Here is an 18,156-nt window from a genome sequence, read left to right on the forward strand (position 1 = left end):
GGGCCCTTCCTCAATCCTTGTTCTTCAGGTGCCGCGTCTGGTCGTAGGTCGGCTGCGGCGGCAGGTCGGCCAGGTGTCGCGTGTCGGCCCATTCGACGATCTCGATGTCGTCGGGCCGGGCCGCGTCGGCGATGCGGATGCGGTTGAAGCCCGCGTTGGGAATGTCGCTCTGGCGCGGCCCGCTCAGGCTCAGGCCCCTTGCAGTGCGCCACACCATGTCGAGCACGCCGCCGTGGGTGACGACGATCAGGTGCTGCCCCTTGTGCGCGGCGGCGATGCTGCCCAGCGCCGCGATGACGCGCGTGTGGAATTCGCGCGCCGTCTCGCCTTCGGGCATGGCGTGGTCTTCGCGAAACTCCAGCCACTCTTCCCAGGCGCGCGGATGCAGGCTCTGGATTTCGTCGGAGCGCATGCCCTCGACCACGCCGAAGAACTGCTCGCGCAGCCCCGCAGAAGTGACCACCGGCAGCGACAGCTGCGACGCCGCGGGCGCTGCGGTCTGCTGCGCCCGCATGAGGTCGCTGCTGATGATGTGTTGCACCACCGTCTCGCCGGCCAGCCGCAGGCCGAGGCGGCGGGCTTGCTCATGGCCGATGTCATTGAGCGGAACATCGGCGTGCCCCTGAAAGCGCAATTCGCGGTTCCAGGCGGTTTCGCCGTGGCGGATGAGGATCAGGTCGGTGGTGGTGTCGGGCTTGGGCGTTGGCATTGACGCCCATTTTCCACCGTGCGCGTGACGCTCGGGCTTTTGTGGCCCGCAAGCTGTTGCTCGACCGCCACCGAGCCTAGATCCGCACCGGCGACGGCGTGAGCAGCGCCAGCACCCACGCGATGATGAAGCCGCCGACGATGGCGCAGACCACCACCACGGCGGTGTACGCAATGGCCTTGTCGGGCGGGCACTTCATGAGCACCGGCAGGCCGGTGTAGAGCAGGTACACGCCGTACAGTGCTGCCAGCGCGCCGAGAACCGACAGCGAAGGCAGCAGGCTGAAGATGCCGCCTACAAAGGCTGCGGTGCTGGCATAGGCCGACAGCTTGAGCGCGCCGATCTGGCTCCTGGTGCCCTCGAAGGTCGGCGCCATTGCGTCGATGATGAGTGCGAGCACGAACACCATCACCAGCGACAGCACGTAGCCCACGACCATGTTCGCGAGCCCCGAGACGATCGGCACGCGAAAGCTCACACCGAAGGCGCCGATGCCGATCAGCGACAGGCCGATGAAGCTCGCCACCGCCGGGATCAGCGCGAGGATCATCACGTAGTTCTTGTAGAGCGAGGCAGCGTCGGCCGGCTCCGCGTCGATCTCGGGCCAGGTGGCCTTGGGCTTGAGCAGGATGGACTGCACGCGTTCAACCAGGTTCATTGAGAGTCCTCGGCATGGGTCTCAAAAGTATGCCGAGGTCGCTTCCGGATGGCTGCTGGCCAGGAAGCCTATGCCATGCGCCATGCCGCGACGCTGGCTGCCGCATTCGCGCAAAATCCGTCTCCATGCCCAATCTCATCCTGCTACCCGGCCTCGCTTGCGACGAGCGCATCTGGGAAGCCCAATTGCCCGCCCTTCCCTCCGCCTTCGGCGCCCGCGTGAGCGACGTCCAGCGGCACAACGACACCATCGAGGGCATGGCCGCAGCCGTGCTGCGCGACAACGAGGGGTCGCTGATTCTGTGCGGCGCCTCGATGGGCGGCATGGTCGCCATGGAGGCGGCCCGCCAGGCGCCCGGGCGCATTGCCGGGCTCGCGCTGCTCGGCACCAGCGCACGGCCCGAGACGCCCGACATGTTCACGCTGCGCGAGGGCGCCATCGAATACTTCGAGCGCGGCGAAGTGCGCGACGTGATCGAGCCGAACGTCTACTTCGCCTTTCACCCCACGCAGGCGGCCGACCCGGTGATGGTGCAGCGCTACCTCGACATCGTGCTGGGCGCGGGCGCAGAGCAGCTCATCCGCCAGAACCGCGCGGTGATGCGGCGGCCCGATGCGCGGCTGCACCTCGCGTCGCTGCGCGCGCCGGTGCTGCTGGTGTGCGGCGACGAAGACCGGCTCGCGCCGCCCGAATGCACGAGCGAGATGGCGGCGCTGCTGCCCCAGGCGCAAGTCGTGTGGGTGCCCGAATGCGGCCACATGCTGACGATGGAAAAGCCCGAGCTCGTCAACGCGGCACTCAACGGCTGGCTGGCGAAGCACTTCCCGACTACCGCCTGAACGCGCCGGCTGGCCGCCTCAGTGCAGTTGGCCGCCGGTTTCGGCAACGTCGTGCTTCACCGCGAGCGCGGTGGTCACGGCAATGCGCAAGGCCTTGACCATCGTTTCAAGCGACATGCTCGGCGCACCCGGAAAGCGCGCTGCCTGCTCCGGCAGGTAGGGAATATGGATGAAGCCGCCGCGTTGCCCCGGCACCGGATGCGTCGCGATGCGGTGCATCAGGCCGTAGAAGATGTGGTTGCAGACGAAGGTGCCCGCGCTGTTCGACACCGAGGCCGGCACGCCGGCCGCGCGCAGGTCACGCACCATGGCCTTGATCGGCAGCGTCGAGAAGTACGCGGCGGGAGCCCCCGGCACCACGGGCACGTCGATGGGCTCGCGGCCCTTGTTGTCGGCCGTGCGGGCATCGTCGATGTTGATGGCGATGCGCTCCGGCGTGAACTCCGCACGCCCGCCGGCCTGGCCGATGCACAGCACCAGCTGCGGCTGGAGCTCGTCCATCGCGCGGACGAGCACGTCGATGGCATCGCCGAAGACGCAGGGCACCTGGCGTGCATGCACTGTCGCGCGGCCGCTCTTCCAGCCATCGAGCGCGTGCACCGCTTCCCATGACGGATTGATCGCCTCCTGCTCGAAAGCATCGAACCCGGTCAGCAGGACGTTGATGGGCTTTGCTGCCACGGCACGACCCGTGTGTGTTCAGGCCGTCCGTCAGGCCATCGCCTGGACGGCAATGCCTTCCTGCTGCAGCCGCTCGCGGATGCGGCGCGCAAAGGCCAGTGCGTGGGCGCCGTCGCCATGCAGGCACACGGTCTGCGCATTGACGGGCACGACGCTGCCGTCGATGGCGGTCACACGGTGGTCGCGCACCAGCGAGAGCGTTTGCGCGATCGACTGCTCTTCGCTCTCGATCAGCGCGCCAGGCTGGCTGCGCGGCACGAGGCTGCCGTCGGGCATGTAGCCGCGGTCGGCGAACACCTCTTCGACCGGCGCGAGGCCGGCCCGACGGGCCGCGTCGATCATGTTGCTGCCCGCTAGGCCGAAGAACTTGAGCGAAGGGTCGAAGCGGCGCACCGCCTCGCACAGCGCGTCCGCCAGCTCGGGCTCCTTCACGGCCTGGTTGTAGAGCTGGCCATGCGCCTTCACGTGCGAGAGCTTGCCGCCCTCGGCCTTCACGATGGCCGCCAGCGCGCCCACCTGGTAGAGCACGTTGGCCACGATCTCGTCGGGCGGCAGGTGCATGGTGCTGCGGCCGAAGTTCTCGCGGTCCGGAAAGCTGGGATGCGCGCCGATGGCCACGCCGTTCTGTATCGCCCAGCGCACGCACTGCTGCATGGTCTTGGCGTCGCCCGCGTGCCAGCCGCAAGCGATGTTGGCGGAGCTGACGAGTGCGAGCAGGGCTTCGTCGCTGCCGGCGCCTTCGCCGAGGTCGGCATTGAGGTCGATTTGCATGGTGGGGCTTCCTTTTCCGCGAGTTCCGCGGAGTCTATGCCGGGCTCGGCCAGCCTGCAGCAGCCAGCCCTTGCGCCACCTGCGACAGGTAGCGCTGCTGGTCGGCCCATGCGGCCAGCGCCTGCGGCTGGTCGACCTGCACGAGGCGCAGCCTGCCGTTGAGCGGCGCCTGCGCAAGCTTCCAGAGATCGGCGCGAATGACCACGCCGATGCGCGGATAGCCGCCGGTGGTCTGCGCGTCGCCCATCAGGATGATCGGCTGGCCCGAGGGCGGCACCTGGATCGTGCCGGGGATCACGCCCGACGAGAGCATGTCGCCGCCGCGCTTGCGCTTGAGCTCGGCGCCCGCGAGCCGGCTGCCCATGCGGTTGCTCTGCGGCGTGATGCGCCAGCGCTCGCCCCACAGTTGCTCGCGCGCGGCCAGCGTGAACAGTTCGAACTCGGGGCCAGGCAGCACGCGCAGGGCGATGGCGCCGTCGTCTTCGTTGGGGCCCCAATCGGGACCGCGCAGGCCGAAGGCTCGGCGTTCGCGCTGCGCTGCGTTCAGCGGCGAAGTACCCGTCGGCAGCCGGTCGCCCTTGCGCAGCGCACGGCCTTCGTGCCCACCGAAGCCGGCCTTGAGGTCGGTGCTGCGCGAGCCGAGGATCTGCGGCACGTCGATGCCGCCCGCCACCGCCAGCCAGCTGCGCAGGCCGACCTTCTTCACGCCGGGTGCATTGGCGCCCGCGAGCCTGAGCGTCTGGCCGGCCACGACCGGCACGCTCCAGCAGGGCCACAGCGGCACGCCGTCGAGGCTGGCACTGAAGTCGTCGCCGGTGAGGGCGATGCGCGTGTCGGCTTCGAACTGCAGCTCGCAGCCGCCCATCGTGAGTTCGAGGCCCGCCGCGCCATCGGCGTTGCCCACGAGCCGGTTGGCCAACGTGAGCGCCAGCACGTCGAGCGCGCCGCCCGGGCAGATGCCGAGCTGCCGATGGCCGTGCCGGCCCAGGTCCTGCACCGACGCGAGCACGCCGGGTTTGCGGATGACGATCATGTCTGCACGCTCTCTGCGACGAAGCGCACGCGGTCACCGGGACGCAAGAGCGTCGGCGATTCGGCCGTGGGGTCGAACAGCTCGAGCGAGGTGCGGCCGATCAGCTGCCAGCCGCCCGGCGACACCAGCGGGTAGATGCCGGTCTGCTCGCCTCCGATGCCGACCGAGCGCGCGGGCACCGCCGTGCGCGGCTCGGCGCGGCGGGGCGTGGCGAGTTCGGGCGGCAGGCCGCCCATGAAGGCGAAGCCCGGCAGGAAGCCCAGCAGGTAGACGATGTATTCACCGGCGCTGTGGCGCCGCACCACCTCGGCCGGCGTGAGGCCGGTGTGGGCGGCGACATCGGCCAGGTCCGGCCCGTGCTCGCCGCCGTAGGCTACCGGAATCTCGACCAGCCGGCCCGCCACGCCACCAGTCGGCAGCTTCGGCCATGCTTCGAGAACGTACGCAGTGAGCGCGTCGAGGTCGATCGCGGTCGGATCGAAAGTGAGCGTGAGGTTGTTCATACCCGGCAGCGTTTCGCCGACGCCGGGCCACTGGCGGGCGCGCTCCGCAAGGGCCCAGATGCGCTGCTGCTGCGCCAGCGTGGCCGGCGCGGGCAGCTCGCAGAGCAGCGCTGCATCGCCCAGAAGATGCAGCCGGGGCGGCGGGGTGCCGCTCATCGCGGCTTATTCACGGCCGAGGCTGCGGACTTTGGCCGCCAGCTGCTGCTCCACGTTGGGAGAGACGAACTTGTGGACCTCGCCGCCGAGCATGGCGATCTCGCGCACGAAGGTGCTGGAGATGAACTGGTACTTGTCGCTGGGGGTCAGGAACACGGTCTCGACATCGGGCATCAGCGAGCGGTTCATGCCCGCGAGCTGGAACTCGTAGTCGAAGTCGGTCACGGCGCGCAGGCCGCGCACCATGGCCTTGCCGCCACGCGCGACGACGAAGTCGCGCAGCAGGCCCGAGAAGCTCTCGACGGTGACCTGGTCGCTGTAAGGCTTGACGGCCTCGCGGGCCATGTCCATGCGCTCTGACAGCGTGAACAGCGCCTTCTTGTGGTGGCCCGCCGCGACGGCGACGATCACCTTGGAGAAGAGCTGGGTGGCACGGCGCACCACGTCCTCGTGGCCGAGGGTGATGGGGTCGAATGTGCCGGGGTAAACCGCGATGACGTTGCTGGCCATGGTTGCTTCTTCCTCATGCTGCCGGTGCGGCTTGTTCGGCGGATTATGCAGTCCCCTCGGCAGCCAGCCGCAACAGGTGGGCGTGCACGGCGCCGGCCTTCAGGTAACGGAAGCCGACGAGGCCGAAGGCGGCCAGTTCTTCGTCGCTCCAACGGCGCGGCGCTTCGAGGTACACCGAGCCGCCCGCACGCAGCGCGCGCGCGGCGGCGCGCAGGGCCGGTTCGTAGAGGGCTGTGCTGTCGAAGGGCGGGTCGAGGAACACGGCATCGAGGCTGCCGGCCGGCGCGCGTTCGAGCGCGGTGACGCCGTTGCCGCGCTCGATGCGCACAGCCTCGGCGCTCAGCTTGGTCTTGGCGGCCTGGAGCTGCGCGACGAGCGCGGCGTCCTGCTCGCACAGCAGCACGTTCGCCGCGCCGCGCGAGGCGGCCTCGAAGCCGAGCGCGCCAGTGCCCGCGAAGGCGTCGACGCACTGCCATCCCGGCAGTTCGCCGCCACCGGCGCCGGCCAGGCTCGCGAGCCAGTTGAACAGGGTTTCGCGTACGCGGTCGGGTGTGGGGCGCAGGCCGGGCTTGTCGGCCACGGCGAGGCGGGTGCGCTTCCATTCGCCGCCGATGATGCGCACCTCGCTGGGCTTCGACGGGCGCTTGGGCTTGGGTGCGGCGGGACGGGAGGCGGGGGCGGCTTTCTGGGGCATGCGGCGAGCTTAACGCCGCCCGCATGCCCGCTTTCAGAGCCCTGCAAGCGCTCGCTGTGCCAGCATGGCGGCCAGCAGAAGCATGGTGCCGCCAATGAGCGCATCGAGCATCTGCCAGGCGCGCGGCCGCGCGAACACCGGTGCGAGCAGCCGCGCGCCGAAGCCCAGCGAGGTGAACCACAGCGCGCTCGCCGTGGCGGCGCCCGCCACGAACCAGACTTTGAGCAGCCCCGCGTACTGCGCGCCCGCGCTGCCCACGAGCAGCACCGTGTCGAGGTAGACGTGCGGATTCAGCAGCGTGAAGCCGGCCGCCTGCGCCACCACGGCCACGCGCGACAGCGAAACGCCCTGCGCCGTGGTCTGCAGCGCGGCGGGCTGCCGCGAGCGCCACAGCGCCTTGAGCCCGTAGCCGCAGAGAAAGGCCGCACCGAGCCCCGCGAGCACGGTGGCCAGCATCGGCCTCCCCTGCAGTGCCTGTGCCATGCCGGCGACACCGGCGCCGATCAGCACCGCGTCGCTGGCCGCGCAGAACAGCACCACCGCGCCCACGTGTTCCCGGCGCAATCCCTGGCGCAGCACATAGGCGTTCTGCGCGCCGATGGCGACGATGAGGACCAGGCTCATGAAGAGCCCGTTGGCGAAGGCAGTGGTGACGTGTACGGCTTGCATGCTTCGAGGATGCCGCCCGCGCAGGATTAATTCAAACTAAACTTTCTTAATCTGATTCAGTTTTACTTCATCACCATGCTCGACTACGCCGCCCTGAACGCCCTTGCCGCCGTCGTACGCGAGGGCAGCTTCGAACGCGCCGCCCGCGCGCTGCACGTCACGCCCTCTGCGGTGTCGCAGCGCATCAGGCAGCTCGAAGAGCGCACCGGCGGCGCGCTGCTGGTGCGCGGCCAGCCCTGCGTCGCAACGGAGGCTGGGCTGCAACTGTGCCGGCACGTCGAGCGCGTGGGCATGCTGGAGCACGAGCTGCGCGAGGCCCTGCCCGCCCTCGGCATGGGCGGCGACGAAGCGGGTGGCGAGCGCGTCACGGTGCGGGTGGCCGTCAACGCAGACAGCCTCGCAACCTGGTTCGTGGCCGCCGCCGCAGCCTTCGCCACGCAGGAACAGGCTGCGCTGCTCGACCTCACGGTGGACGACCAGGACCATACGGCCGAACGGCTGCGCAGCGGCGCGGTGTTCGCGGCGGTCACCGCGCTGGCGCAACCGGTGGCGGGGTGCAACAGCGAGGCGCTGGGCACGATGCACTACGTGGCGGCCGCGAGCCCCACATTCGTGCGTGAACACTTCTCCAAGGGCGTGGGTGCCCGCACGCTGGCGGACGCCCCGAGCCTGGTGTTCGACCGCAAGGACCGGCTGCAGACGCGCTGGGTGCGGCGCATCTGCCACCGCAATGTCGAGACGCCGCGGCACTGGATTCCCTCGCCCAACGCATTCGTCGAGGCGGCGTGCGCGGGCATGGGCTGGGGCATGCACCCGGCCAGCATGGTGGCCGGTGCAATCAAAGACGGCAGGCTGGTTGAACTGGTGCCCGGCTCGACGCTGCCGGTGCCGCTCTACTGGCAGCAGGCGCGGGCGGCGCCGCGGCTGCTCGAACGGCTTGGGGCGGCGGTGCGGGCTGCCGCCAGCAGCGGCCCGCACGCCCTGGTGGTGTGACCGCCGGTCAGGGCTGCGCCTTGGCGGTCGTCTTGGCTTCCTTGCCGCCCACCACCACCGTCACCATGCGCTCGGGCTGCAGCTTGCGCTGGAAGGCCGCCTTGACGTCGGCCGCCGTAACCGCGTTCATGCGCGCGGTCCAGGTGTCGAGGTAGTCCAGCGGCAGGTCGTGCCAGGCGATGTTGGCAACGTTGCCGATCAGCTTGCGGTTGCTGTCCAGCAGCAGCGGAAAGCCGCCGATCAGGTTGTCCTTCGCGGCCTTCAGTTCGCTGGCGGTCGGGCCTTCGGCCACGAACTTCGCGAGCACTTCGCGCGACATCTTCACCGCCTCTTCGGCCTGGTCGGGCCGGGTCTGGAAGCCGACGCGGAAGGCGCCCGCCTCGAGCCCCGGCGCGAAGCCGCTGTAGATGCTGTAGGTCAGGCCGCGCTTCTCGCGCACCTCGTTCATCAGGCGCGAGACGAACCCGCCGCCGCCGAGCACGTAGTTGCCGAGCGTGAGCGCGAAGTGGTCCGGGTCCTTGCGCGGATAGCCGGGCTGGCCGATGAAGACGTGGGCCTGTGCCGAGTCGAAGGAAATGCGCTCGTCCTTGGGCGTTGTCAGCGCGGCCACTGGTGCAACGGCAGGCAGCGGCGTGCAGGCCTCGGGGCCGGGCAGGCGCGACAGCAGCGTGGTCGCGATCGTCTCGGCCTCGGCGCGCGTCACGGCGCCCACGATGCTGAGCTTGGCGCGGCACGGCACGATCAGCTGCTGGTAGCGCTGGCGCATGGCGGCGGTGTCGATGCGCGCGAGCGTTTCTTCTGTCACCTCCTGGCCGTAGGGGTGCACGCCGTAGACGGCTTGCGCGAAGGCGCGGCCCGCAACGGTCGCGGGCTTGGTGTTGGCTTCCTTGATGGCCGCGTTGATGCGTTCGCGCTCGCGCAGCCACACGTCGTCGGGAAATGCCGGCTCGCCGATCTCGCGCGATGCCAACGCCACCGCCTTGTTCAGCAACGCCGGATCGGACAGCGTGCGCAGCGAATAGCTGGTGCGATCGGTGCCGGCGCTCACGTCGAAGCTGGCGCCCAGATCGGCCCAGGCTTCGCCCAGGGCGTTCTGGTCGAGCGCCGGTTCGCCGCTCTTGCCGGCGCGTACGCCCTTCTCGACCATGGTCGCGGTGGTGCTGGCCAGGCCAGCCTGTGGTGCGGGGTCGCGGCGGCTGCCGGCGTCGAAGTCGATCTGCACGTCGACGATCGGCAGCGCGTTGGTCGACACGAGGTAGATTTTTGCGCCATTGGCCAGCGTCCACTGCTGGATGGGCAGCGCAGCCTGCGCGCTGGTGATGCCCACGATGGCGGTGACGCCCGCGAGCAGGGCGCACTGGGCGATCTTCTTGAGAGTTTTCATGGAACGGGACCTGTCTTTCAGCGCATTTCGCCTGCGGGCGCCGCGAAGCCACGGCCACGGGGCTTCGCTTCGGGCGGCAGGGGGCGCAGCGTGGCGACCGTGAGCTGGTCGTCACCGAAGTACTTGGCGGCCACGGCCTGCACCTGGGCGGCCGTGACGGATTGCAGCCGGGCGACGATGCGCTCGCTGGCGTCGAGCGGCAGGCCCTGGATCCAGTTGCTGCCGAGTTCGCGCGCCTGCGCCATCACCGAGTCGCGCTTGTAGGTTTCGCTCGCCACCCACTGGGTCTTGACGCGGGCCAGTTCGGCTTCGCCCACGCCGTCTTTGGCGACGCGCGCCAGTTGGGCGCGCAGCGCGGCCTCGACCACCTCGGCGCTCTTGCCGGCGGCTGGTACGCCGTCGAGCACGAAGAGCTGCGGGCCGCGGCCCATGAAGCCTGAATAGGCACCGGCCGAATCGGCGACGCGATCGGGCCCCTGGGTGAGTGCGCGGTCGAGCCGCGCGCCGGCATAGCCGTCGAGCACGGCGGACAGCACCACCAGCGCCCAGGCGTCGCTGTTCGCGTCGTCGATGCTGGCGAGCTGCGGCACGCGGAAGGCCAGCGACACATACGCCTGCTCGGCCGGCGCCTTCAGTTCGATGCGGCGGATGCCGCGCTGCGTCGGCTCGGTGCGCGGCTTGCGCGCAGGCACGGCACTCGACGGGATGCGGCCGTAGTACTTCTCGGCCATGGCGCGCACCTGGGCCACGTCGACATCGCCGGCCACCACGAGCACGGCGTTGGCGGGAACGTACCAGCGCTTGAAGAAGGCGCGTGCGTCCTCGGGCGTCATCGCGTCGAGATCGCTCATCCAGCCGACCACGGGGCGGTGGTAGGGCGAGGCGGTGAAGACGGCGGCGTTCTGCTGTTCGCCGAGCAGCGCGCGCGGCTGGTCTTCGGTGCGCAGGCGGCGTTCTTCCTTGACCACCTCGATCTCGCGCTTGAACTCGTCGTCAGGCCACTGGTTGTTGGCGAAGCGGTCCGATTCAAGCTTCATCACCTGTTCGAGGCTGCCGGCCGGAATCTGCTGGTAGTAGCCGGTGTAGTCGCGGGTGGTGAAGGCGTTTTCCTGGCCGCCGAGGGCCGCCACGCGGCGCGAGAACTCGCCGGGCTTGATGTCCTTGGTGCCCTTGAACATCATGTGTTCGAGCGCATGTGCCACACCGGAGGTGCCGTCGACTTCGTCGATGGAGCCGACGCGGACCCAGACCATCTGCACCGCCGTGGGCGAGCGCCGGTCGGGCTGGACGATCAGCGTCATGCCGTTGGCAAGCGTGAATTGCTGGGGGCCGGGCGCCGCGGCTGCGGCGGCGGAAGGTTGGGTAGTCTGGGCCTGCGCAGGCATGGCCCATGGCGCCAGAAGCGCCATCGCCAGCACCGCACCAGACGCAGCACGGCGTGGCGGGAGGTGTTTCATAGAATGGGTCGGATTGTAAAAAGCTCCTGATGTTCAGTTTCTTCAAGAAAAAACCGCCTGCCGAAACCCCCGATACGCCGGCGCCCACCCCGCCGGCCGCACCGGCGCCTGCCCCCGAAGCCGCGCCGGCGCGCTCGGTGTTCTCGCCTTCGAGCTGGTTCGGCTCGAAGCCGGCGGCCGAAGAAACGCCGGCTCCTGCTGCGCCGCCAGCACCAGCGCCCTCCCCGGCGCCAGCGCCTGTCGCAACTCCAGTAGCGGCACCCGCGCCAGCCCGCGTATTCGTTCCACCGCCTGTTCCGACCCCAGCTCCCGCGCCGGTTCCTGCACCCGCCGCCGAAATCGCCGTCGCCACTGAGCGCAAGGGCTGGTTCGACAAGCTCAAGACCGGCCTGCGCAAGACCGGCACCGGCATCCAGGCCGTCTTCGTCAACGCGCAGATCGACGACGCGCTTTACGAAGAACTCGAATCCGCCCTGCTGATGGCCGACACCGGCGTCAAGGCGACCGAATACCTGCTTGACGACCTTCGCGGCCGCGTCAAGCGCCAGATGGCCACCGACGCAGCGCAGGTCAAGGTTTTGCTGGCCGAGGCCGTGGCCGACCTGCTCAAGCCGCTCGAGAAGCCGCTGGTGATCGGCCAGTTCACGCCCACCGTCATCATGGTGGCCGGCGTCAACGGCGCGGGCAAGACCACCTCCATAGGCAAGCTCACCAAGCACCTGGCCACCGAAGGCGCCTCGGTGCTGCTGGCCGCGGCCGACACCTTCCGCGCCGCGGCACGCGAGCAGCTGCTGGTCTGGGCCGACCGCAACACGGTCGAGATCGTGAGCAACGAGGGCGGCGATCCGTCGGCCGTGAGTTTCGACGCGGTGAACGCCGGCAAGGCGCGCGGCAAGGACGTGGTGCTGGTCGACACGGCCGGCCGCCTGCCGACGCAGTTGCACCTGATGGACGAGCTGAAGAAGATCAAGCGCGTCGTCACCAAGGCCGACGCCACGGCGCCGCACGAGGTGCTGCTGGTGATCGACGGCAACACCGGCCAGAACGCGCTCGCGCAGGTCAAGGCCTTCGACGAGACGCTGGGCCTCACCGGCCTGATCGTGACCAAGCTCGACGGCACGGCCAAGGGCGGCGTGCTGTGCGCCATTGCGCGCGAACGGCCGATTCCGGTCTATTTCATCGGCGTGGGCGAGAAACTCGAAGACCTCGAAACCTTCAACGCCCGCGAATTCGCGCAGGCGCTGCTCGGATAAAAAAAACGGCCCCGGCTTGCGCCGGGACCGCTTCGCTTTTTCTCCCTCTCCCCTTTTCCTTCTCTTGCGGGAACGCAATGCAGCGAAGGTAGTGCGTGCAGCGAAGGCTCGCCAGTGCCGAAAGTCATGGGCTTATCTGGCAACGGCAACTTCGGCCATCGCCTGCAGCAGCGAATCGGCCACGACCGGCTTGAACAGCACCGGCACCTGCGACTCGCGAACCCGCTGCAGCCGGTCGGGCGAGGTCTCGCCGGTGATGAGCAGCAGCGGCGTCGTCACGCCCTGGCCCTGGCTGAGCCGCAGGCCCGCATCGAGCCCGTCGGCGCCGTCGGCCAGCCGGTAGTCGCACAGCAACAGGTCGAAGGGGCGGCCTTCGCCGCTCGCCTGCCGCAGGGCAGCGGCAGCGCCGGCCTCGTCCGCCACCGCATGGGCGTCGATTGCGTGGGAGCGCAGCAGGCCCATCATGGCTTCGCGGATTTCCAGTTCGTCGTCGAGCAGCAGCACGCGCCCGGGCAACACTGGCGCCGGACCGCGGCGCTGCCCGGTGGCAGCGTCGGCCGTGGCGGCCGGCGCCAGCGCCCCGATCAGCTCGCGCGCCGCCGCACTGACTGCCGGCACCACCACGCGAAAGTGCGTACCCCGCCCCAGCCGCGAATGCATCTGCACCGGATGCCCGAGCAGCCGCGATAGCCGCTGCACGATCGACAGCCCGATGCCGAGCCCCCGCGAGCGGTCGCGGCCCGGATTGTTGATCTGATAGAACTCCTCGAAGATCCGGCCCGACTGCTCCGGCGCAATGCCGATGCCGCTGTCGCGCACCTCGATCCACACCGCGTCGCCGCGCTCGCGCGCCATCACCGTCACGCCGCCGCGGGCCGTGTACTTGAGGGCGTTGTCGATCAGGTTGGACAGCATGCGGTGCAGCAGCTGCGGGTCGCTGTGCACCCACAGGCCGCTGGCGCGCACGCGCAGCTGCAGTTGCTTCTGCTCGGCGCGCGCCGCGAAGGTGTGGTTGAGGGGCAGGAACAGCGCGTCGAGCTGCACCGGCTGCGGCGCGGGTGTGATCACGCCGGCGTCGAGGCGCGACACGTCGAGCATGGTGTCGAGCGAGGCGCCCAGCGCGTTCACCGCGCGCATCAGGCGCTCGGCGTTGCGGCCCTCGGGGCGGTCGCGCAGTTCATTCTCCAGCGCGGCGCCGAACAGCGCGATGGCATGCAGCGGCTGGCGCAGGTCGTGGCTGGCGGTGCCCAGGAAGCGGGTTTTTTCTTCGCTCGCGCGCTCGGTGGCGGCAATCTGCTCGCCGAGCCGCGCGGCGAGCGCCTCGTTCTCGAAGCGCAGCATGAGCGACGCGGTCAGCAGCTTGTGCTGGCCGACGCCCGCGTGCAGCGTCAGCAGCAGGTAGGCCGCGCCGGCTGCCGCCAGGAACAGGTGCAGCCCGTCGCCCTGCCACGCCAGCGCGGTGATCATGCCCAGCGACATCGGCATCGTGTAGCCGAAGAGCGCCGGCTTCAGCGGCCAGAGCGACTGCGCCGCCCGCGCGCAGCTGCCGACGATCACAGCCATCAGCAGCGAAGTCATGGGCAGGTTGTCGTGCGGCACGATGAGCCAGGGCACCACCGCCGTGACCATGCTCACCAGCGTGACCATGCGCGAAATCTTGCGCGCCCAGTACGCGCTTTCACGCACGGGCCGGGACGGATTCCAGCGCGGCGTGAAGAACACGTAGATGTCGGCCATCAGCAGCCCGGCCAGCCAGAACAGCAGGCTCGGGTCCTTCAGCTGCGAATAGATGATGCTGCCGAACACCACCACGAAGGCCATGTGCGTCAGCGTCGAGACACCGTAGGTGCTGTAGACCGAGGCAACGTGCTCCCGCAGCACCCGCTGGCCGAGTGCGTGGTCGGCGGAGGGGTCGTTCGACGCGTCGGGCTGCACGCTCAATGCAGGGTGCTGATCAACTGGGCGCGCGAGCGCATGCCGAACAGCAGCAGGATGGTCGAGACATGGTTCTTCACCGTGCCTTCGCTCAGGTTCGCGAGCTGCGCGATTTCCTTGTTCGCCTTGCCTTCGAGCACCCATTGCAGCACCTGCATCTGCCGCGGCGTGAGTTCCTGCCAGGCGCTGGCGTGGGCGAACTCGGCATAGCCGGTGAGCGATTTGGGCACGGCCGGTGGCGGCACCTCCGCCGCGCCGGGATCGAGCAGGCCGCAGGCGCGGATGAAGCTCACCACTTCCTTCAGGTCGGCCGACTTCGGCAGGAAGGCGGCGGCGCCCAGCGCGAGCACGCCCTGCGCCAGCGTGCTGTTGCCAGTGCCCGAGAGCACCACGATCCGCGCGGCAGGAAAGCGCAGCCGGAACTCGGCCACGCCGCTCAGGCCGTGCGTGTCGGGCAGGGCCAGATCGAGCAGCACGAGGCCGATGGAAGCCTGGTGGGTTTCGTACAGCGCGAGCGCGTCCGCAACGTTGCCGGCCTCGAAGACTTCGATGTTCGCGCCGGACGGGGTGGCCTGTGCCTGGACCAGCGCGCAGACGCCCAGGCGCAGCAGGTCGTGGTCGTCCACAACTAGGATCGCCCTGGGCGTGCGGGTGGGCGCGCCAGTCTCCGCGGCCGGTGACAGAGGTGCGGGTGGGGAGTCGAAGGATGCCACGCGCCGATCTTAGCGATGTAACCTTCTGGTGACAGTGCATAAAGTCATGGCAGCCGCCGTGGCTGTAGTGCTTTATGCTACTTTTTTGATAGCAATTTCGCATCGCATGTGCGCTTGCCATCGGGCTTCTCTGTGGGCACCATCGAAAGTCTCGCCGCACCGAACGGCGCTCACGGAGACTTGTCATGACGCATACCGCCGCCGCCCCCCTGGAATCGAGCGATCGCAAGGTCGACCGCCTGCTCGCCCGCTACGAAGAGAGCCACCGCAATCCGACCAACGAGCTGATCCATTTCGTGGCCATCCCGGCCATCATGCTGAGCATCGTCGGGCTGCTGTTCGCGCTCCATCCCTGGGTAGCCTACGGTTTCGTGGCCGCCAGCCTCGTCTACTACGCCCTGCTGCGCGCCCCGGCCTTCCTGCTGACCATGCTCGCGCTGACCGCCCTGGCCCTGGCGCTGGTGCATGCGATGGGCGGACTTGTATTGCCGATTTCAGCCGCTATCTTTGTGGTGGCCTGGATCTTTCAGTTCGTGGGCCACAAGATCGAGGGCAAGAAGCCTTCGTTCTTTGAAGACATCCAATATCTGTGGGTCGGCCCTCTGTTCGTGCTGTCCAAGCTTTTCCTAAAGCTGGGCGTGCGCTGGTAGCCACCGGCTATTCCGGCGATAGAAATTCAAGGGAACCCTTGGTTTAGCACTCCCTCTAACCGAGTGCTAATATGGCCCACACAAAGGAGTTTCCCCTGATGACAACGCTGTCTGGAGTCTCTGCCAACCAGCTGGCCGTCGCCAATCCATGGTCGATGGTTCCGCCGCTGGGCAACCTGGATGCCTACATTTCGGCCGCCAACCGCCTGCCGATGCTCACGCTCGAAGAAGAGCAGGGCTTCGCACGCAAGCTGCGCGACCAGAACGATCTCGAATCCGCTGGCGCGCTCGTGCTGTCGCACCTGCGCCTCGTCGTTTCCATTTCCCGCCAATACCTGGGCTACGGGCTGCCGCACGGCGACCTGATCCAGGAAGGCAACGTCGGCCTGATGAAGGCCGTGAAGCGTTTCGACCCCGACCAGGGCGTGCGGCTCGTGAGCTACGCCATGCACTGGATCAAGGCCGAGATCCACGAGTACATCCTGAAGAACTGGCGCATGGTCAAGGTCGCGACGACCAAGGCCCAGCGCAAGCTGTTCTTCAACCTGCGCTCGATGAAGCAGGGCTTCAAGGCCGACTCGGCTGCGGCCGACAACGGCACGCACCGCGAAACGCTGAGCCCCGACGAGGTGTCGCAAATGGCGACCCGGCTCAACGTCAAGCCTGAAGAAGTGCTCGAGATGGAAACCCGCCTGTCGGGCGGCGACGTCATGCTCGACCCGGGCCCGTCCGACGACGGCGACGAAACCTTCGGCCCGATCGCCTACCTGGCCGACGCCACGCAGGAACCGACTGCCCTGCTCGAATCGCAGCAACGCGACCGCCTGTCGAGCGACGGCATTGCCACGGCGCTCGAAGCGCTGGACGACCGCAGCCGCCGCATCGTGGAAGAGCGCTGGCTCAAGGTGAACGACGACGGCTCGGGCGGCATGACGCTGCACGACCTGGCCGCTGTGTACGGCGTGAGCGCCGAGCGCATCCGCCAGATTGAAGTCGCGGCGATGAAGAAAATGAAGAAGGCGCTTGCGGACTACGCGTAAGCCAGTCGCCCTCCAAGGAAAAAGCCCGGTATCCCGGGCTTTTTTCATTTGGAAAGCGTCCGCATCGCCCGCTTGGCGATGTAGCGGGTTTCAGCCGTGTCCGACTCCGCCACCCACCGCGCGCAGAGCTTGTCGACCCACTCGCCCTGGCTCTTGCTCGCGTCGTTGAGCCAGTTCGCCACCGAGTTCTGCACATAGCGGCTGGGGTCGGCGCGCAGTGGTTCGATCAGCGGCAGCGCGCGCCACGGCTCGGTCTTCAGCGCATCGATCTGCGCGCACCACACGCCGCGCGGACGCGTGAGCTCGCTGGCAAAGCGGCGGATGTTGGGGTCAGCGTCAAGCACCCACGGCTGCAGCAGTGCGAACGCTTCGTCGAGCGACTCGATGACCGCGTCGCGCACCGCCATCCATGCGATTTCCCGCACGCCGAAATGCGAGTCGGCGGCGAAGCGGCGCACCGCCTCCAACTGCGCCGGCAGCGGCAGGCCCGAGAGCGTGACCCACTGCGCGGCCCAGCAGCGGGCCACGTCGCTCGCGTGCGTGGCCAGCCGGTGGGCGACGGCATCGCGCTCGCCATGCAGCGCCGTCAGGTCGTAGAGCGCACGCGCGATGTGCCCGTGCCGCTGCATCGGCTTGAAGGCGCTCAGCATCGCGATCGTGTCTGCCAGCCGTTCGCTCTGCGCATCGAGACCGATGTGCCCCGCCACGCTGCGCGCCAGCCGGGGCAGCTCCAGCGCCATGAATTCGTTGAGGTTGACGGTTTCGAGCAGCCCGTCGTTGAGGGCGCCCAGCACCTCGGGTGGGATCAGCGCGATACGGAAGGCCCCCTTGCGCCCTTTCAGGTGCTCGACCGAGCCGGCGTCCATGTGCCCGGAGCCCTTCTCAGGAAGCCAGCAGCGTCTTCAGGTCGGACACCATCGACGGCACGCCGGCGCCGTAGCGCGCATAGAGCCGCAGCCGCCCCTGCGTGTCGTAGACGTAGCTGGCGGCCGAGTGGTCCATCGAATAGCTGGTCGGCGTCTTGCCGTCGACCTTCTTGTAGTAGACCTTGTAGTCCTTCGCGAGCGCGACCAGCTCGTCGGCCGTCGGGATCAGCGCGACGAAGCTCGGGTCGAACGCGCCCATGTAGGCCTTGAGCACCTCGGCCGTGTCCCGCGCGGGGTCGACCGTGACGAACAGCACCTGCAGCTTGTCGCCGTCCTTGCCGAGTTGCTGCTTGACCTGCGCCATCTCGGTCATCGTGGTCGGACAGACGTCGGGGCATTGCGCATAGCCGAAGAACAGCACGACCACCTTGCCCTTGAAGTCGGCCATGGTGCGGACCTTGCCGTCCGCGTCCTTCAGCGAGAAGTCCTTGGCGTAGTCGGCACCGGTGATGTCGACCGCAGTGAAGCTTTGCTTGGTCTCGCTGCAGGCCGAGAGGCCCAGGCCGAGGGTGGCGGTCACGCCCACCCAGCCGGCGCCCGCGGCAATCAGTCGAAGAGCGTTGCGCTTGTTCATGGAAACGT

At 68.7% G+C, this 18,156-nt stretch carries 20 protein-coding genes; 5 read left to right on the top strand and 15 right to left on the bottom strand.

All coding sequences use genetic code 11. The features are described from left to right. Window positions 1-10: 10 nt before the first annotated feature. Both BMW87_RS25175 and BMW87_RS25180 read right to left on the bottom strand, forming a co-directional pair. Window positions 11-709, bottom strand: a complete 699-nt coding sequence (locus tag BMW87_RS25175) for a histidine phosphatase family protein (RefSeq protein ID WP_093079479.1) — start codon at window positions 707-709, stop codon at window positions 11-13. Window positions 710-785: 76 nt separating this feature from the next. Beyond that, window positions 786-1,367, bottom strand: a complete 582-nt coding sequence (locus tag BMW87_RS25180; protein ID WP_093079481.1) for a Yip1 family protein — start codon at window positions 1,365-1,367, stop codon at window positions 786-788. A 125-nt stretch (window positions 1,368-1,492) separates the two neighbouring features. On the opposite strand from BMW87_RS25180, the gene BMW87_RS25185 reads away from it, so the two are divergent. Then, window positions 1,493-2,206 carry an alpha/beta fold hydrolase gene (locus tag BMW87_RS25185; protein WP_093079484.1) on the top strand — a complete coding sequence of 238 codons (714 nt, stop codon included), beginning with the start codon at window positions 1,493-1,495 and terminating at the stop codon, window positions 2,204-2,206. Window positions 2,207-2,224: 18 nt separating this feature from the next. Here BMW87_RS25185 and pcp read toward each other — a convergent pair whose 3' ends face one another. Genes pcp through BMW87_RS25220 form a run of 7 tightly spaced genes read right to left on the bottom strand, consistent with a single transcriptional unit; the run spans window position 2,225 to window position 7,223 of the window. Further along, window positions 2,225-2,887, bottom strand: a complete 663-nt coding sequence (gene pcp / locus BMW87_RS25190; protein WP_093079486.1) for a pyroglutamyl-peptidase I — start codon at window positions 2,885-2,887, stop codon at window positions 2,225-2,227. 30 nt (window positions 2,888-2,917) lie between these two features. Then, the gene (pxpA, locus tag BMW87_RS25195; protein ID WP_093059908.1) at window positions 2,918-3,658 is read right to left on the bottom strand and encodes a 5-oxoprolinase subunit PxpA; all 741 of its coding nucleotides are present in this window, start codon (window positions 3,656-3,658) and stop codon (window positions 2,918-2,920) included. 34 nt (window positions 3,659-3,692) lie between these two features. Next, a complete protein-coding gene (locus tag BMW87_RS25200) occupies window positions 3,693-4,691 on the bottom strand; it encodes a 5-oxoprolinase subunit C family protein (protein ID WP_093079489.1) in 999 nt (332 codons plus the stop codon). Further along, window positions 4,688-5,350 carry a 5-oxoprolinase subunit PxpB gene (pxpB, locus tag BMW87_RS25205; protein WP_093079491.1) on the bottom strand — a complete coding sequence of 221 codons (663 nt, stop codon included), beginning with the start codon at window positions 5,348-5,350 and terminating at the stop codon, window positions 4,688-4,690. The genes BMW87_RS25200 and pxpB overlap by 4 nt, the downstream gene beginning before the upstream one ends. Window positions 5,351-5,356: 6 nt before the next feature. After that, window positions 5,357-5,860, bottom strand: coding sequence for a pantetheine-phosphate adenylyltransferase (gene coaD, locus BMW87_RS25210; protein WP_081269908.1), 504 nt, complete (start codon window positions 5,858-5,860; stop codon window positions 5,357-5,359). Between the two features lie 43 nt (window positions 5,861-5,903). Beyond that, window positions 5,904-6,554, bottom strand: coding sequence for an RsmD family RNA methyltransferase (locus BMW87_RS25215; RefSeq protein ID WP_093079494.1), 651 nt, complete (start codon window positions 6,552-6,554; stop codon window positions 5,904-5,906). 33 nt (window positions 6,555-6,587) lie between these two features. Further along, window positions 6,588-7,223 (bottom strand): LysE/ArgO family amino acid transporter, encoded by a 636-nt coding sequence (locus BMW87_RS25220; RefSeq protein ID WP_093059916.1) that lies wholly within the window; start codon window positions 7,221-7,223, stop codon window positions 6,588-6,590. Between the two features lie 75 nt (window positions 7,224-7,298). Here BMW87_RS25220 and BMW87_RS25225 point away from each other — a divergent pair, with 75 nt between their 5' ends. Continuing rightward, window positions 7,299-8,216, top strand: a complete 918-nt coding sequence (locus BMW87_RS25225; RefSeq protein WP_093079496.1) for a LysR family transcriptional regulator ArgP — start codon at window positions 7,299-7,301, stop codon at window positions 8,214-8,216. 7 nt (window positions 8,217-8,223) lie between these two features. Here BMW87_RS25225 and BMW87_RS25230 read toward each other — a convergent pair whose 3' ends face one another. Together BMW87_RS25230 and BMW87_RS25235 are read right to left on the bottom strand one after the other, a co-directional pair. Continuing rightward, window positions 8,224-9,600, bottom strand: a complete 1,377-nt coding sequence (locus BMW87_RS25230; RefSeq protein ID WP_093079499.1) for a M16 family metallopeptidase — start codon at window positions 9,598-9,600, stop codon at window positions 8,224-8,226. Window positions 9,601-9,617: 17 nt separating this feature from the next. Next, a complete protein-coding gene (locus BMW87_RS25235) occupies window positions 9,618-11,009 on the bottom strand; it encodes a M16 family metallopeptidase (protein ID WP_371258856.1) in 1,392 nt (463 codons plus the stop codon). Window positions 11,010-11,086: 77 nt separating this feature from the next. On the opposite strand from BMW87_RS25235, the gene ftsY reads away from it, so the two are divergent. Continuing rightward, complete coding sequence (gene ftsY / locus BMW87_RS25240; RefSeq protein WP_093079503.1) at window positions 11,087-12,310, top strand: signal recognition particle-docking protein FtsY; 1,224 nt, start codon at window positions 11,087-11,089, stop codon at window positions 12,308-12,310. A gap of 132 nt (window positions 12,311-12,442) precedes the next feature. Here the strand turns inward: ftsY and BMW87_RS25245 are convergent, their stop codons facing one another. After that, window positions 12,443-14,245 carry an ATP-binding response regulator gene (locus BMW87_RS25245; protein WP_256216916.1) on the bottom strand — a complete coding sequence of 601 codons (1,803 nt, stop codon included), beginning with the start codon at window positions 14,243-14,245 and terminating at the stop codon, window positions 12,443-12,445. A gap of 2 nt (window positions 14,246-14,247) precedes the next feature. Then, complete coding sequence (locus BMW87_RS25250) at window positions 14,248-14,958, bottom strand: response regulator transcription factor (protein ID WP_093059928.1); 711 nt, start codon at window positions 14,956-14,958, stop codon at window positions 14,248-14,250. A gap of 185 nt (window positions 14,959-15,143) precedes the next feature. Between BMW87_RS25250 and BMW87_RS25255 the strand changes: the two genes are divergently transcribed. Beyond that, window positions 15,144-15,608, top strand: a complete 465-nt coding sequence (locus BMW87_RS25255; RefSeq protein WP_093079508.1) for an Mpo1 family 2-hydroxy fatty acid dioxygenase — start codon at window positions 15,144-15,146, stop codon at window positions 15,606-15,608. A 98-nt stretch (window positions 15,609-15,706) separates the two neighbouring features. Continuing rightward, window positions 15,707-16,648, top strand: a complete 942-nt coding sequence (gene rpoH, locus BMW87_RS25260) for an RNA polymerase sigma factor RpoH (protein ID WP_093079510.1) — start codon at window positions 15,707-15,709, stop codon at window positions 16,646-16,648. A gap of 44 nt (window positions 16,649-16,692) precedes the next feature. On the opposite strand, the gene BMW87_RS25265 is transcribed toward rpoH, so the two are convergent. Together BMW87_RS25265 and BMW87_RS25270 are read right to left on the bottom strand one after the other, a co-directional pair. Beyond that, complete coding sequence (locus BMW87_RS25265; RefSeq protein ID WP_093057637.1) at window positions 16,693-17,514, bottom strand: DNA alkylation repair protein; 822 nt, start codon at window positions 17,512-17,514, stop codon at window positions 16,693-16,695. 16 nt (window positions 17,515-17,530) lie between these two features. Beyond that, on the bottom strand, window positions 17,531-18,148 hold the full coding sequence (locus BMW87_RS25270) for an SCO family protein (RefSeq protein ID WP_093057636.1): 618 nt from the start codon (window positions 18,146-18,148) through the stop codon (window positions 17,531-17,533). Between the last annotated feature and the right edge of the window lie 8 nt (window positions 18,149-18,156).

The sequence above is a fragment of the Variovorax sp. OV084 genome, from assembly GCF_900111625.1.
Taxonomy (GTDB): Bacteria; Pseudomonadota; Gammaproteobacteria; order Burkholderiales; family Burkholderiaceae_C; genus Variovorax.

Excerpts from the sequence above, each read along its gene's own strand:
- BMW87_RS25175 (WP_093079479.1), bottom strand. The coding sequence starts at position 709 with ATGCCAACGCCCAAGCCCGACACCACCACCGACCTGATCCTCATCCGC.
- BMW87_RS25180 (WP_093079481.1), bottom strand. The coding sequence starts at position 1,367 with ATGAACCTGGTTGAACGCGTGCAGTCCATCCTGCTCAAGCCCAAGGCC.
- BMW87_RS25185 (WP_093079484.1), top strand. The coding sequence starts at position 1,493 with ATGCCCAATCTCATCCTGCTACCCGGCCTCGCTTGCGACGAGCGCATC.
- pxpA (WP_093059908.1), bottom strand. The coding sequence starts at position 3,658 with ATGCAAATCGACCTCAATGCCGACCTCGGCGAAGGCGCCGGCAGCGAC.
- BMW87_RS25200 (WP_093079489.1), bottom strand. The coding sequence starts at position 4,691 with ATGATCGTCATCCGCAAACCCGGCGTGCTCGCGTCGGTGCAGGACCTG.
- pxpB (WP_093079491.1), bottom strand. The coding sequence starts at position 5,350 with ATGAGCGGCACCCCGCCGCCCCGGCTGCATCTTCTGGGCGATGCAGCG.
- coaD (WP_081269908.1), bottom strand. The coding sequence starts at position 5,860 with ATGGCCAGCAACGTCATCGCGGTTTACCCCGGCACATTCGACCCCATC.
- BMW87_RS25215 (WP_093079494.1), bottom strand. The coding sequence starts at position 6,554 with ATGCCCCAGAAAGCCGCCCCCGCCTCCCGTCCCGCCGCACCCAAGCCC.
- BMW87_RS25220 (WP_093059916.1), bottom strand. The coding sequence starts at position 7,223 with ATGCAAGCCGTACACGTCACCACTGCCTTCGCCAACGGGCTCTTCATG.
- BMW87_RS25225 (WP_093079496.1), top strand. The coding sequence starts at position 7,299 with ATGCTCGACTACGCCGCCCTGAACGCCCTTGCCGCCGTCGTACGCGAG.
- BMW87_RS25230 (WP_093079499.1), bottom strand. The coding sequence starts at position 9,600 with ATGAAAACTCTCAAGAAGATCGCCCAGTGCGCCCTGCTCGCGGGCGTC.
- BMW87_RS25235 (WP_371258856.1), bottom strand. The coding sequence starts at position 11,009 with ATGGCGCTTCTGGCGCCATGGGCCATGCCTGCGCAGGCCCAGACTACC.
- ftsY (WP_093079503.1), top strand. The coding sequence starts at position 11,087 with ATGTTCAGTTTCTTCAAGAAAAAACCGCCTGCCGAAACCCCCGATACG.
- BMW87_RS25255 (WP_093079508.1), top strand. The coding sequence starts at position 15,144 with ATGACGCATACCGCCGCCGCCCCCCTGGAATCGAGCGATCGCAAGGTC.
- rpoH (WP_093079510.1), top strand. The coding sequence starts at position 15,707 with ATGACAACGCTGTCTGGAGTCTCTGCCAACCAGCTGGCCGTCGCCAAT.
- BMW87_RS25265 (WP_093057637.1), bottom strand. The coding sequence starts at position 17,514 with ATGGACGCCGGCTCGGTCGAGCACCTGAAAGGGCGCAAGGGGGCCTTC.
- BMW87_RS25270 (WP_093057636.1), bottom strand. The coding sequence starts at position 18,148 with ATGAACAAGCGCAACGCTCTTCGACTGATTGCCGCGGGCGCCGGCTGG.